Raw genomic sequence first — 15,258 nt, 5'->3', positions numbered from 1 at the left:
TTCATTTAAATAGGTAGCTTGCCTCCAAAAATACATAAAATAAATTTTTAATACATGTAACATTGTCCCTGAAGGAACGCCTCTAATAGGTCGGTCTTTCGTTATTTGTGCACATAGTGGCAGGCAGCTCGAATCGGCTGTAGCCCTCCATCCGGAACGGCCGGGTCGGCGTCGCCCAAGGAAGCGGATATTCACTGTACAGTTGCCGCTTCGCTGCCGCGTCTCTCATCTTCTCGGACAAGCTGGGCAGCAAGCGTACCGTGGAATCTCCATCCTCCCGCTCGGTCACGAATCGGCCGGGGATGGCACGAACGACGCGAGCCGACTCATAGGCGCCGTTGGATACCAGCACGAAGCTTCGGCTTGCCTTGAGCGGCGAGAAGAGTGGTTTCCCTGGGGTTTCAATCGCTTCCATCAGGTTCAGATACATGCTGCACATCAAATCGGTCGGACCAAACGCCAAATCCTCTTCGGCGTCCTGTGCGCGAATTGTCAGCTTGTTCTGGTAATTCCAATGCGCTTCCCCTCGCGTTCCGTGCACGGCAATCGAAGGCACTTCGCTTACTTCGTGACAAAGCATGGCGTAAAAATGAACGCTCACACCGTTAGCCATAACGGCGCGAATACAGGAGACATCGTCCCCCTCGATGTCATTGACGTGGTAAAGCTCGGCCTGCACCGATTCCGGGTACAAGTCTGCGGCGCTTCCTCCGGCCGCCAGCAAGCTATGGTGCAGCAAGTGGGCGAACGGATTGTTGAACGTCCCGTCCAGCACATACTGGCCGTCGCTGACCAGTTTGCCGGCCCAGCGGGTTCGATCGTAGTAAGAGCGAAGCCGTTTCCACATGCCAATGCCGACCACATGCTCCACCTGCCCGAGCACACCGGAGCCGATCCTTTCCAGCAGCGTTCGGAACGCCTGGCCAGACGTATTCTGGAAGTTCACCTGGCACAAGCGCCCGGTCTCCATCTGCACCGCGATCATCTCGTCCAAGTCCTGGATCGTTACCGCCGGGGGCTTCTCCACCAGCACGTGAAAGCCCATCCGCATCACCTGGATGCACATCGGCTTGTGGGAGGAGATCGGCGTGACGATTACGACGAAATCGATATCTGGATGCAGCGTGAGCATCTGCACGTAGTCCATATAATGGACGGCCCCAAGCGCGGTCAGCTTGCCGTAAGACTCCTGATGAGCGCCGACATTCGGCTCCGCAAAAGCAGCAACCTGCAGGCTACCCTCTTCGACCAGCTTCTGCATGATATTCACATGTTCAGCGCCGAATCCCCCGATCCCGATCAGCGCGGTGCGACAAATCTTCACATTCCTTCCCTCCAAAGCTATGCCTTGACGAGCCGGGAACGATTCTCCAGCCCGCCAAAGCTGCAAATTTATAATTCATACATGCTGCAAATAACGTTCCTTGATGAGCGTGAGCGCCTCGTCTCCCGGCATATCCCATACCTGCCGGTTGAAGATTTCCACCTCGATCGCCCCCACGTAACCGGCCGCTTCAACGGCATGACGCATCCGGCGCAACTCGATAACGCCGTCCCCAATCATCCCTCTGCCCATCAGCAGGTCGGGTATCGGCACGATCCAATCGGAGACGTGGAAGCCGAGTATACGCCCCTTGGCCCGCTCAATTTGCGCGTACAGCTCGGGGTCCCACCAGACGTGGAACGCATCGACGACGACGCCGACGTCTTGCGGGTCGTGCTGCTCCACGAGCGTGTTGGCTTGCGCCAGCGTATTGATGACGGAGCGTTCAGCGGCGTACATCGGATGCAAAGGCTCGATGCCGAGCTTGACTCCGTGCGAGCGGGCGAACGGCACAAGTTCCGCGATCGCTTCTTCGACCGTCTTGCGGGCGAAATCGATATCCCGGTCTGGCGCCGGTCCGCAAACGAGCACGAGCACATCGGTGCCGAGCTCGGTCGCTTCCTCAACAGCGCGGCGATTGTCGTCCAACCGCTCTTTGCGCGCAGGCGCGGTGGCCGCCGGAAAATAACCCCCGCGGCACAGGCTGGAGACGCGCAGGCCCGCGTCCCGCACAAGCCGCTTGCTCTCGGCCAGGCCGGTCTCGGCCACTTTATGCCGCCACAGCGCGATCCAAGGCACTTCGGCGCGAACGCATGCTTCCACGGCCTCACGCATATTCAGCCGATCGGTCGTAATCTGGTTCAAGCTGAGTCTGTCTATGGAATGAAGCGGTTCCATACTGATCCCTCCCGGATTTCAAACATCTCTATAAATGATTACGGCCGAATACCCGCTAGCGCCAAGACAGGCTTCATCCGTTCGGCGGCAAGCTCCGGATCGGCCAATAGCCCTGCCCGGTCGGCAAGCACGAACAGCTCGGCCAAATGGACGATCGAGCGCGATCCCTCAGCTCCCCCGATCATGCGGAAATGCGGTTGGTGGCCGTTCAAGTAGGCCATGAACACAATTCCCGTCTTGTAGGCGTACGTCGGCCTCTGGAAAATATGGCGCGACAAGGCGACGGTAGGCTCCATAATCGCCCCATAACTGACCAGATCGCCCGCGTCGAGCGCATGAAGCGCCTTGGCGGCAGCCGGCGCGATCGCGTCGAATATGCCGAGCAGCGCATGGCTGTAACCCTGCTCATCACCCTTGATCAGCTCTGGGTAGTTGAAGTCGTCGCCGGTGTACATCTTGACGCCTTCCGGCAGCAGCCGGCGCATCTTGATTTCTTTACCGGCATCGAGCAGCGAGATTTTAATCCCGTCGACCTTGTCCGCGTTTGCCCGAATGACGCGCAAACAAACGTCCATCGCCTCGTCCAGATCGTCCTTGTAGCCCCAATAGCCGGCTAGAGCGGGATCGAACATGTCGCCTAGCCAATGCAGGATGACCGGCTGTTTCACCTGTCCCAAAATGCGCCCATACACCCGCTCGTAATCCTCGGGCCCTTTCGCGCAAGCGGCAAGCGCGCGGCTCGCCATCAGAATGACTTGACCGCCTTCGCCTTCGATGAAGCCGACTTGCTCTTCATAGGCGGCTTCCACGTCGTATATCGTGACCGACGGTCCCGGGAGCAGATGATCGGTTCCCGCGCCGCAGGCGATTTTGCCGCCAACCGAGCGCGCTTCCGCGATCGAAGCGCGGATAAGCTCCTTCGAGGGGTTCCAATCGAGGCCCATGCCGCGCTGCGCGGTATCCATCGCTTCCGCCACGGCCAGACCGAGCGACCACAAATGGTGCCGGTAGGCGAGCGTCGAGTTCCAATCAATCTGCGAATGATGCAGCGGATCTGCGTCCGCAAACGGATCGCAGACGACATGGGCGGCCGAGAAGGCGATGCGGCCCGTAAACGGCTTGGCCGGCACGGAGAACGAGCCTGCTTTGCCCGGAGTATATTCATACAACGCTCCCCCTGCGCGGGGGAGTAGCAGCGATTGGGTCATCTGTACTCCCCTCCTTTACAGGCTCAGCTTCTGCACGTCGATCCAGCGGCGCTCCTGCCACGACTGCAAGCTGAGATCGGCAAGCTGGGTGCCCTTCGCACCTTCGAGCAGATCCCATGGGAACGGCGTGTCGATGACGACATGCTTCAAGAACATTTCCCATTGCACCTTGAACGCGTTGTCGAACGACGTGTTGTCCGGGACCTGCACCCATTGGTCGTGGAACTGGAACGGATTCGGAATGTCCGGATTCCATACAGGCTTCGGCGTGTTGACCCGATGCTGCGTCTTGCAGTCGCGCAAGCCCGCCACGGCGCTGCCTTCGGTGCCGTCGACCGTAACCGTGAGCAGATCGTCTCGATCTACGCGCACCGCCCAGGACGAGTTAGCCTGCACGATAATGCCGCCTTCCAGCTCAAACATGGCGTACGCCGCATCGTCCGCCGTGCAGTCGTATGGAACGCCCCGCTCGTCCAGACGTTTCGGAATATGCGTAGCGGCAAGACAGGAAACAGCCTTCACTTCCCCAAACAAATTCTCGAGCACATAGCGCCAATGTGCAAACATATCGACGATAATGCCTCCGCCGTCTTCCTTGCGGTAGTTCCACGAAGGGCGCTGACCCGGCTGCAAGTCGCCCTCAAACACCCAATAGCCGAACTCCATCCGCACGGACAAGATGCGTCCGAAGAAGCCCGAGTCGATCAAGCGCTTCAGCTTGAGCAATCCTGGTAAAAACAGCTTGTCTTGCACGACGCCGTTTTTCACCCCGGCCTCAGCGGCGATGCGGGCCAGTTCAAGCGCCCCTTCAAAATCGACGGCCGTCGGCTTCTCGCAATAAATATGCTTTCCCGCGGCGATCGCCTGCTTGATGCTTTCGGCGCGGCGCACCGTCGTCTGGCTGTCGAAATAGATTTCATAGTACGGATCGGCGAGACATGCTTCAAGATCGGTACTCCAACGTTCGACGCCGTGGGCGGCGGCCAGCGCCTGCAGCTTGCTCTCCTGCCGGCCGACCAGAATCGGGTCGGGCATGATGACGTCTCCGCTCGATAGCGCGACGCCCCCTTGCTTGCGAATCGCAAGAATCGAACGGATCAAATGCTGGTTGGTTCCCATCCGTCCGGTAACGCCGTTCATAATAATGCCGATGTTGCGAACTGCCACATTCATCGCTCCCTTCGCTTCGTATAACCGTATTGTAGTCGATGCGAAACCGCTTTTCTTACGATTACGGGAACACGATTCTCAATTTTGGAAGCGAATTATTCGAGCAAAAAACAAAACCCCCTGCCGGCGCTTATCCGATGGGGGATGAAGGGGAAAATATGTTTCAATCAATCGGCTGGTCGTCCTTTGATCGTTATCTTGTTCGTTTGATCCCACATTTGTGCGCTCGCTGTCCGTTTGACGGAAGGATCCCTGCTACTCAGCTTGCTCGGGCGCGTTCAGTTCCCGGTACGTTTTTGGCGACAGCTTGGCGACCGCTTTGAACGTCCGGTAAAACGTAGACACGGAATCGTAGCCGACCTCGAAGCAGATCGAAATAATGTCTTTGCCCGTTTCCGCCAGCAGCTTCTGGGCGACGCGGATGCGCACCTCGGTCAAGTATTGCATTGGCGTCAAGTCGTACCGTTCCTTGAAGATGTTGTTCACGTGCCGCGTGCTGATGCCCAGCTTGGAGGCGATGTCCCCCGCGGTCAGCGGATCAAAATACTTCGAATCGATATAGCTTCGGATTTTCTCGGCGCGCAGCCTATTAGAGCTGGAGCCCGCTCCAGCGGCCTCCGTTCCGGCCGAGCGAACCAGCAAGAGCAGCAGCTGAGACAGCTGTACTTTGAGCGAAAGCCGAACGAGCGGCGACTGCTCCCTGGACTGCTCGAACAGCATTTTCCTCAGCAGCTGCCGCATCTCGCTCGCGGCAAACAATCCCGGCTTCATCAGACAGGAAGCCGGGAAATAGGCGTGGAGCAGTTGCGCCCTCATATCCGGATCGAGCACCACCTCATCAAACGCCAACACTAGCAAGGTCAGCCTGGAGTCAGACATGACCGAGTGGACGGAATACGGCACGATCAGCGCCGTATCGTCGACCGCCAGCTTCCGTACTTCCCCCCCCAGCCGGATAGCTCCTTCGCCTTCCAGCACAAACAGCAGCTGGTGCGTCTGGTGATAGTGCTCGGACACAAGATGTCCGCCCGTATGCTTCTGCTCGTATAAATCTATCGCATTCCTGGACAAGTCAATCCTTTTAATCGTCACGGTGAAGCCTCCGGTTTTTTGAAGCGTTTCATTTATAGCCATTTTAGCGCGATCGGCGGCTTCTATACAACATTTTAGAATAAGCGCAGCCCGGACACCGCAAGCCCCCCCTAGTTGCAGCTTTATTGCGGTCTTCAGGTCCATCTATCCATGCTGTTCGCTCCTTTTTTCGCGGCAAAAGAATAAAGGGCGATCATTAACGTCACATTCCTGCCTGTTAGCTTAATGAAACTGCATGGAAACATAGTTAGATATACTTATCTAATCGGTAATCGGTAGGCTCATGTTCTTGTCCTCGACTCGGGATAAGAACTTGTACCGATAAAACAAAAAAGCCGCTAAACTAGCGACTTCCAATGGGATAATATTCTTGTCCCTCGACACCCCTTGGCTTCTATATGTTTTTCCTCGTCGTAAGCGTATAAAATTGGGACAAGCATATTTTGAAAATGTCTCCATAATTTCATTGGGATCATCTTCTTTATATGCGCTCATTGATTTTGATCAACAATTTCTTTAAGACTTGTTTCTCCTCATCGGTAAGGACTTGAACGATTTCTTCCTCCACCTTTTGGAATGAGTCTTGAAAGTCTTCAATCAGTTCAATCGCTTTTGGCAATACATATATATTTTTTTGCCGTTCATTATTGGCCGGGATTTTGCGCTCGATGAACCCTTTTTGCTCTAGACCTTGAAGCATGCTTGTAATGCTGGCCCCACGTAGATGAAACCGATCTGCAAGGTCCTTTTGAATAATATGATTATGTTGGTTCTCGTAAATAAAGTCGATTACTTTTCCTTGTTGAGCGTTTAACCCCAGTTCTTTTATACTCTCATCCGCTCTTTTCTTTAACTTAAGACCGATAATCTGAAACAAATCCAGATAAGGCGTATCCTTTCGGGATTGCATGATCGTCCCCCCCTTGTGATTGTTAGAAAACTAATTGTAAGCAACTAAACTATACAGTGATCCTATAGGCTTGTCAAACAAATATTAGTTTGTTGACAGTTAGTTTTCTAACTGTTATACTCCGAATTGTTGAACGACAAACATATGGGAGGAATTCAAATGGAGAAGATAACTCAAAATGCTGCGTTGGAACAAGTTACGGCGATTACAAATGTACGTATCTTTGATGGAGATCAAATTATTGCACCCAGACATGTTGTCATTAAAGGGGAATCCATTATTTCAGTGGGCGGAGAGCTTCCGGCCGATGCAACGATTATCGATGGAGAAAATGGGACTCTAATGCCTGGTCTGATTGATGCACATGTCCACACCTCAATCGGCGGATTACGAGATGCCTTAAAATTCGGGGTTACAACAGAACTCGAAATGAACGGCGATTTTACTAAAAGAGGGCGCGAGATTCAGTTGAAAAATGTAAATGACGTCGCTGACGTCCGTTCTGCCGGCACAGCGATCAGCGCTCCAGGTGGACACCCAGATGAGTTACTGCCCGATGGAGATGAAATACCGGAATTCGTATTGAAGGAGCTGGAGAAGTTATCCGAGGAAGACCGTGAAGCGATGTTGGCGGCATACGCTCACGATCACGAAGAAATCCCGCAAGTGACGACGGTGGAAGAAGCGATTAAGCATGTGCATACCCAGGTGGAGAATGGAGCCGACTATATTAAGGTCATGATTGAAGAAGGAACGGTCATGGGGGCACCTGGCCTGCCTGTACTAAGCGACGAGATTTTAAAAGCAGCCGTGAAAGAAGCCCACAAGTTGGATAAGCTGGTCATTGCCCACGTCTTGACGGCTCTTTCATCGCAAGAAGCTATCGATTTTGGAGTCGACGGTTTAGGCCATTTGTTTATCGACAGACCCGAGTACACATCCGACTTAGTGAAGTCCATAGCGGGTTCAGGCGCATTTGTTATACCGTGCTTGGTGTTGAATTCATCGATTATTGGAAATCCAGCATCGGAATTGGCGAATGATCCACGTGTTCATTCCAAATTAAGTCCGGACTGGATCGATATTTTGAACTCAAGCTTCAATACGTTTCCGCAAGGTAATATGGAAAACAGCTTTCTGAATGTGATGGATCTTCACCGTGCCGGAGTTGATATTCTGGTAGGGACGGATGTCGCGCCGGTTCCAGTTCCGAACCTTGGCGGTCTTGCTCATGGGGCCAGTGTCCACCACGAAATGCAACTGCTGGTGAAGGCCGGGTTCACTCCGATCGAAGCTCTTCAGTCGGCTACTATCAAACCGGCCCGTTGCTTTGGTCTTCACGATCGCGGTCGTATTACCGAAGGTGCGCGCGCTGATCTTATTCTCGTAAACGGTGATCCGACCACTAATATTTCGGATACCTTGTCGATCAAATCCGTATGGTTCAATGGTTCGCAGCAGCTAGGTTAATCAGATGCGATATCCCTGTATAAGGAAAGCTAAAACTCCATGCCAAAGCATGGAGTTTTAGTTGATTTAATTGATTATTTTAAGTCGATGCTCATTGCTCATCGCAGGGAGCGGTTTGGACTTTACCGCCCCCCTTCTAGTCTTATATTTCGCACTGGTAGTATCAGTATGGTAGAGTATTGATGGAATCTATTCGATTGAATCAACCATGAAAAATAAGCCCGCCGCTCTTTGCAAGCGGCGGGCTTCCTGCTCATCTAAAGCACGCGTTTACGGTTGTAGCTGCCAGAGTGCGGGCACGTTACTCGGCTCCCAACCCGGCAAGGAGGTATGGGGCTGGATGCATTTGTACACCTTGCCGTCATAGGATACAAGCGCATTGACCTCATAAGCGGTATTTGGCGCCCATGGCGTTGCACTCGGCCCGTCAGGCGTTGACACTGTCACGGCATTGCTGTCGCCAGATTCATTGTTCGACGGGTCGTAAGCGCGAACCGTAAACGTATATTGCGAGTTCGGCGACAAACCGGTAATGACCTTCTCGGTTGCCGTTCCAGTGACGGTAGTGATCACCGTGCTGCCGTTGTAAATCCTGTAACCAGCGATGCCGGAATCATCTGTGGATGCATTCCACATCAACGTGACTGATGTCGACGTCGGGGTGCCCATCACATGCAGGCCGGTCGGATTGGTCGGCGGCGTCACGTCAACCGGTAACTGCGTGGTCGTAAACTGGACACTGTTGCTGCTCGGCGATCGATTGCCGGAAGCGTCGAACGCCTTCACAACTATGTTATAAGTCGTGCCTGCCAATAGATTGGTGAGATTGGCGCTCGTCTGATTGGCAGGTATGGTGGCGATGACATTGACACCGTTGTACACCTCATAACCCGTGACGGCATTGTTGTCCGTCGAGGCCCCCCAAGTCAGCTTGGCCGTCGTTGTGCCAACGTTGCTGACGGCCAAATTAGTCGGCGCCGTAGGCGCAATGCTGTCGCCAGGACCGAATTGGGCATCGATGACGATGTACCAGGCATTTTGGGTATCCGCGATATCCCATACGCCGAGGATGACATTGTAACCGTCTCTTTGCGGCACGTTGCAGGTATGGGTTAACGTGGCCGGCGGCTGCTGGCCATTCCCGTTAATCGTGCAGAACGGAGTCAGATCAAACTGGGCGCGAGTCAACGGTGCATTGGGATTCCAATCCGGCTTGGTGATGAAATAACGGTAGCTTGTCGTGGCATGACGAGCGGTAAAAATCCAAGTGAAGTTGTTGGTGCCGCTCGTCATGTTCACCTTGTTCCAGCGCGTAGCTGATTGCTGGTCAAGCTGAGCGAAGCCGGCAAGGCCGGCGCTGGCGATTTTGCCGTCAGGGGGTCCGGCAGCAGGAAAACCTTTCGGCCCCTCCAGGCTCTGAGGCTCATAGATGATCGGGCCGCAGTTGGTATTCAATCCGTTTTTACACTGGATCGCGCGGCTGGCCGGATCATTAATATATCCGTGGGCTGACACGGTCTTCGAGAACGCGAACATACAAGCGAATACGAGCAGCAATCCGCCGCCAATCAGCATGAATCGCAAGATGAAACGGGAATCCGAACGGGTTTGAAACATCATCACATTACCTCCCATGATTTGGTTTGGTCATGATGCGCCTTTCGTTTTTCGACACCATCTTTGTCGCGATCTTTTGAGCTGCCTCCTCTCTTGAAAATGATCCTCTCAAAGCTGTGCATAACCGTTATCGTGCGGGCATCCGCTCCTTTTTAAGCCGATTTATACAAACTCCTTAGAGCTTATATACTCGTACAAAGTCATGAAAAACAATACCTAATCACATTGTGAGAAGCGTAAAGACAAGCGGGTTAGAAATCTGGGAAGGGGAAATTAAACGTGAGCAACTCTGCTCTACTATATAGAATCAGCTATGTAAACTGCTGATGAATGCTGACATTCATAGTGCGCAACGATGTAGAGATCAAAACCAAGTAGGTACGCTTATGGGTGAAGCCACGGAGGGGATAGTAATCATGTCTTAATATGGAGGAATCTATATATAGGCATAATCTAGTTTCGTCAAAATTGGAGTCGTGTTAGCGGAGTGTCATGAAGACAATCGAAGTTGATGTATGGTTAAACAGAAACGAAAGATATATTACCAGTAATTGGTTGTATATAATTATTGAATAATAACCAATTCATGTCAAGGGTGTAATTTATCTACTCTTTGCTCAAGCTCCTGTGAAGGAGTTTAAATTTATCCTCATATTGCCCATTCTTCATACCGATAGGGTAAACGAAAAACTTGTGGCAAATCACCAATTTTCACTGTAGCAATCGGTGTCACGCCCTTAAGTGCATATTAACAAGACCAAGATCACCAATGTTAGACTGTACAGAAGCTTGCCCTGTACATCGTAAGAAACTCTATCTTTGTTTTTTCTCCAAGGATGAATTCCGCTTGATGCTAACCCCACTGGACAACATTACTGACGGTCCACTTCAGATCGTCCCTACAGGTTGGACCATGCAAGGGGACCGTGTGGCAGTGTAAGCCTACTCGACAATGAAGTTAAAGAGTGGACGACACTATCAGAACCATTATCATTTTCTCTTTGAGCGCCGAGGCGATAAAATCGCAGTCTACCACGAGCATCACGACACGGCTCACGTAAACGACGTATTATTCAATCTCACGGATGACGCCGAGAAATAAAGTAACTATTTGGTAATCGGGATTGATTTAGTGCTCCGCAGGTGGAAATATTAAACATTACGCAATCGGGACAATAACTTGTACCGATAAAACAAAAAAGCCGCTAAAATAGCGAGTTTCCTGGCATATCCCCCTCAGTTATACGTAATTTTTCAACTGGACTCTTCCCTGACGGACAGAGCGGTGTCCATGAATTGTGGAGGCGTAACACTTAACATCCTTTTTATTACTTTCCTCCAACATGAAACACACCAATTAATATTCTATTGCTTTTAGAATACATCCTCACGTTTTCGCTCCTTTCTCACTCTTCACTCTATATCCGTTCGTCCCGTCCTTTTCACTCCATATACTACACCAAATAATGGAATATTCGCAATTCTGCTCGTTAGCTTAATGAAATAGCTGTAGAATTTTAATAAGATATGTGTCAAATCGGTAATCGGACCAAGTTCTTGTCCTCGGCTCAAGACAAGAACTTGTACCCTTAAAAGAAAAAGCCGCTAAGATAGCGACTTTTAATGGGACAATGTTTTGTCCTCCGACACTAACGTCTAAGTACATCTTACCAGATGTCTTTTTTTTCGTTGTCTACCACATGGGATATCACCAAACATGCCGTCTTTTTGTTATGGATGAACGAATGTAGTATCATCCATATTTGCTTGTATAACGTCCAGCCAATTTGTATTATGCATCATCTCGGAAGAATCCCCATGAAATGCCTTAATGGCTTCCTGATCATCAAGCAGCCGATATCTCATCCAAGCCGTCAAGTCCCCCCTATGATTGCCACCATTGCCTTCAATCGCTGTATGTGCTGCACCTTTTGCCACCCCCATCATAACAGGCGTGCTTGCGTTAGTACTATGCAAGGCTAATTGATTTCCTTCTGCAAGTTCTGGTAAATGAGAATGAATGATTATATGCAAGAAAATGGTTATTGGAACTGCAACAATAAGGACTAAAGCTGACAACCATAAAATCCACTTTCTTTTTTTAAAAACCAACATACACGTGACCTCTACGATAGTCTATAGATTTCTCTATCGTCTTCTCTGTTAAAGTATGAAACTGAATGGATATACGTAAAAGATGTAGCTATGTTTCGTTACACGCAAATTTCTTTCATAAAATCCTCATGCACCTTTCTTGCATTTCCTTAGCCCATAAATTCAAACATATGCGCCACAAGGAATTTCATTAAAACTACTACTCTTTCGGGAATGGGGTCAGATTCTTGTCATCAATTAATGACAATAACTTGACATAAATAAATAATCCGCTTTTAAAGCGGATTTTAATGAGACTACGTTCTTGTCTTCCGACATTAATTATGAGTCAAATGCGTTCTCGATTCTCTCGGCATCCTTGTCCAGTCAGATCCTTTTGAGCATTTGCTGCGTTTCGTTTAGCGGTTCGTCTCAGTTGACAAGCATCGGACGAAGAAGATCAGGGTCCGGCAGAGCTTTTTTATCGACTTTCCCGTTAGGGGTAAGCGGCAAACTTTCCATCTGTACCACAAGAGAGGGCAGGAAATATTCAGGCAAATTTCGGGCTAAATACGCCTTGACATCCGTTTCGGACAAAACCTGTTTCGCAACAAAATACGCGCATATTATCGGATTGCCACTCTCGTCGGCTTTGACGGCTACCGCGACTTTCAAGATTCCGTTGTGTTCCAGCAGTCGAGTCTCGATTTCTCTCGGTTCCACGCGATACCCTCTGATCTTCACTTGATCGTCGATTCGTCCGATAATTTCGATATTGCCATCCGGCAGCCACAGGGCCATATCCCCCGTTCGATATAACCTTTCCCCGAGGAGCGGATGTTCCACAAACTTGGCTTCTGTCAATTCCAGCTGGTTTAAATACCCCCGCGCGACACCGTCCCCTCCGACGCAAAGCTCTCCCACTACTCCGATGGGCTGAAGCTTCAACTGTTTATCAAGGATATAAGCGGAGGAATTGCATATTGGTCTGCCAATCGGAATGGCGGATTCGAATTCACGTTCGATCGGGAAATAAGTGGAGAATGTCGTGTTTTCCGTCGGACCGTATATATTGACCATCCGCAGATCGGGACAGGTCTTACTTACGGCGTTTACGTGCTTCGGCGATAACGCTTCTCCGCCGATTAGCAAGGTGTTCAACGTACAAAAGACGTCAGGATCCTGTTCGGCCAGATTATGGAACAAAGCCGTAGTCAGAAACCAAGCCGTGATGCGGTAGCCGATGATGGTTTCCTTCAATTTGTGAATGTCTAATAGATCCTTGTTCTTCATCAAAAACAAGGTAGATCCGTTCAAAAGGGATCCCCAAATTTCAAAGGTTGACGCATCGAATGCAATTGCGCCGGTTTGCAAAATTCGATGATCCACGGAAAAATTGAAATAATTGGTCTTCTTGACCAGTCTTACGATGTTGCAATGTTCAACCATGACACCTTTCGCTGTCCCCGTTGATCCAGAAGTATAGATGATATACGCTAGACTTTGCGAGGTTACTTCAGATATCGTATGGGGACAGCTGTCAAGATAAAGCTGCGCGTTGTCCCAATAAATTACTTTTCCTTCAAATGCAAAGTCAGGCTTCCAACTGGAAGGGGCCAGCAAAAATCCCGCCCGACTGTCCTCGAGCATATATTCGAGTCGTTCGCACGAAGAATCGGCTTCGATGGGCATATAAGCGCCGCCCGCCTTCAATATGGCTGTAAGCCCGACGATCATACTGACAGACCGATCCGCGACAATGCCAACGACGCTCTCCGGCTTTACGCCGTGATCCTGTAGTGCTTTTGCAAGCTGATTCGCGTGTTCGTTCAATTCCCGATAGGATATCTGATGGTCCGCGGTCATGACCGCTGGGCGATCGGGGGTTAAGCTGACCTGTTCCTCAAACAAGTAATGGACCGTTTTGCTGGAAGGATAGTCCGTCTTAATTCCGCTGAAAGCCTGAATCTGTCTCTCCTCTTCTTCGGACAACAAACGTATATCGGCAATCACTTTCTCGGGAAAATCGGCTACTTCCTGCACAATACGGCTCAAGTGGTCGCCCATCTGCTCAATCGTTTCCTTTCTATACAAGCGGGTCGCGTAATCAAGGTGTATCATGAGAGATTCCTTCTTAAAAGCCGTCAAAGCAAGCTCAAACGTCCCCAACTGATCAGATTTCAAAGGAGTAGTATTGGCGTTTTGCCAAGTAAACGCCGCTTTGATGAACGGATTGCCGCTCAGATTCTTACGCATATTCCGATCTTCGAGTGCTTGCATCGTGGTATGCTTGACTTCTATCAGAAACTTATCTAATGGCTTATGTACAGTAGGAGAGTATCGTATAGGAAGCATCTGGCTTTCCAACGAATACCCAATTACAGGGTCATCCTCGCCGGTATATTTGGCAAGCAGGATCGCATAACAAGCCATTAGTGCCATATCCACAGTTATTCCGAAATTGAACGCAAGTTGATAGAGTTTTCGGGTCGTTGCAGAATCAAGGCAAAAACTAACCCGGCTTCCTTCATCGTTGGTCCATCCCCCCCACGGAAATTCGTCAATTGATACTTCACATGTCGTTTGTTCCATGACCATCAACTCCCGGATTATCGATTCATTAATGTCTGATTGATAACGAACAGAAGAATCCTCTTCGCATTCTGCGATGAAGAAGTATCCCCCCTCCTGAGCCAATATGACTATGGCCTCGTATAGCCCCAAACTTAGTTTCTTCTTACAGCGAAGCTCGCCTTTGTTTTTTGGAACGTCAAAAAACCCCCTTTCTTCAAATGAATAAAACGGAGGTCTCCCGTCGTATTCGGCAACTGGCTGGCATCGCGATCACAGTAGATCCCGCATTAGCCCCTATAGCTTTGCGTCGCCACCTTTCGGTGGGTTTGCTATTGTCGTACAAAACTAGCATTAAATTGTAAATCGTGTTCATATTATGTATTCGTTTTACAATTACTGTATCTTGTTTCCAAATGAAAATCGATAGGTCTTTTGTTCAATATTGTCTTTCTAGAATCGTTTTGATGATATAGATAACCATCATGTAACTCTAGGTCATGATAGTTAATCTTTACTAATTTTTGCTTTTCGTCGACTTCACTCTACTTCACTTAACTTCACTTAACTTCACTTAACTACCTATTAAAACTATATTATTCAAAAAAGCAGGATACGTTTTTACAAACAAAAATCGATTAAGAACAGAGACATACACACATTTTTGTCCCTGGCAGAATTCCACAAAATTACGCCATTACTCTAATAGATTCAGTATTATCAGTCTCCTATCCCTGCGTATTCTTCTATCATTACTTGGATATTGGGTTATGGATAATTAAGGCAATAGTTCTATTTTTCAACTTCACCCTTATATCCATTGTCCTAACTACGACTACGGATATCATTGGATCCAATACTTTTGTCTCTTGTAATACGGGACAAAAAAACCAAAGTTATTAGTA

General features: G+C 49.9%; 10 protein-coding genes and 1 riboswitch. Of the genes, 1 reads left to right on the top strand and 9 read right to left on the bottom strand.

The genetic code is table 11. The features are described from left to right. Positions 1-82: 82 nt before the first annotated feature. The 6 genes from AB4124_RS17510 to AB4124_RS17485 form a co-directional block, all read right to left on the bottom strand. Positions 83-1,324: a Gfo/Idh/MocA family protein gene (locus AB4124_RS17510; RefSeq protein ID WP_441973658.1), complete on the bottom strand. Its 1,242-nt coding sequence runs from the start codon at positions 1,322-1,324 to the stop codon at positions 83-85. A gap of 75 nt (positions 1,325-1,399) precedes the next feature. Next, a complete protein-coding gene (locus AB4124_RS17505) occupies positions 1,400-2,221 on the bottom strand; it encodes a sugar phosphate isomerase/epimerase family protein (protein ID WP_441973657.1) in 822 nt (273 codons plus the stop codon). A 38-nt stretch (positions 2,222-2,259) separates the two neighbouring features. Further along, positions 2,260-3,429, bottom strand: coding sequence for a dihydrodipicolinate synthase family protein (locus AB4124_RS17500; protein WP_076321388.1), 1,170 nt, complete (start codon positions 3,427-3,429; stop codon positions 2,260-2,262). 15 nt (positions 3,430-3,444) lie between these two features. After that, a complete protein-coding gene (locus tag AB4124_RS17495) occupies positions 3,445-4,596 on the bottom strand; it encodes a Gfo/Idh/MocA family protein (protein WP_076322136.1) in 1,152 nt (383 codons plus the stop codon). A 258-nt stretch (positions 4,597-4,854) separates the two neighbouring features. After that, a complete protein-coding gene (locus AB4124_RS17490) occupies positions 4,855-5,691 on the bottom strand; it encodes a helix-turn-helix domain-containing protein (RefSeq protein ID WP_441973656.1) in 837 nt (278 codons plus the stop codon). Between the two features lie 481 nt (positions 5,692-6,172). Further along, the gene (locus AB4124_RS17485; protein ID WP_430132389.1) at positions 6,173-6,601 is read right to left on the bottom strand and encodes a MarR family winged helix-turn-helix transcriptional regulator; all 429 of its coding nucleotides are present in this window, start codon (positions 6,599-6,601) and stop codon (positions 6,173-6,175) included. A 159-nt stretch (positions 6,602-6,760) separates the two neighbouring features. On the opposite strand from AB4124_RS17485, the gene AB4124_RS17480 reads away from it, so the two are divergent. Beyond that, on the top strand, positions 6,761-8,071 hold the full coding sequence (locus tag AB4124_RS17480) for an amidohydrolase family protein (RefSeq protein WP_441973655.1): 1,311 nt from the start codon (positions 6,761-6,763) through the stop codon (positions 8,069-8,071). 270 nt (positions 8,072-8,341) lie between these two features. On the opposite strand, the gene AB4124_RS17475 is transcribed toward AB4124_RS17480, so the two are convergent. The 3 genes from AB4124_RS17475 to AB4124_RS17465 form a co-directional block, all read right to left on the bottom strand. Further along, complete coding sequence (locus AB4124_RS17475; protein ID WP_430112512.1) at positions 8,342-9,688, bottom strand: lytic polysaccharide monooxygenase; 1,347 nt, start codon at positions 9,686-9,688, stop codon at positions 8,342-8,344. A 1,731-nt stretch (positions 9,689-11,419) separates the two neighbouring features. Continuing rightward, positions 11,420-11,803, bottom strand: a complete 384-nt coding sequence (locus AB4124_RS17470; protein WP_441973654.1) for a hypothetical protein — start codon at positions 11,801-11,803, stop codon at positions 11,420-11,422. Positions 11,804-12,214: 411 nt separating this feature from the next. After that, on the bottom strand, positions 12,215-14,374 hold the full coding sequence (locus AB4124_RS17465) for a non-ribosomal peptide synthetase (RefSeq protein WP_441973653.1): 2,160 nt from the start codon (positions 14,372-14,374) through the stop codon (positions 12,215-12,217). 228 nt (positions 14,375-14,602) lie between these two features. After that, a riboswitch (cyclic di-GMP riboswitch) is annotated at positions 14,603-14,697 on the bottom strand. Positions 14,698-15,258: the final 561 nt, after the last annotated feature.

The sequence above is a fragment of the Paenibacillus sp. 2KB_20 genome (genome assembly GCF_052115765.1).
In the GTDB taxonomy this organism is placed as follows: domain Bacteria; phylum Bacillota; class Bacilli; order Paenibacillales; family Paenibacillaceae; genus Paenibacillus_AQ.
Note: the sequence above shows the minus strand (reverse complement) of the source record. Positions and strands in the feature narration are given on the sequence as shown.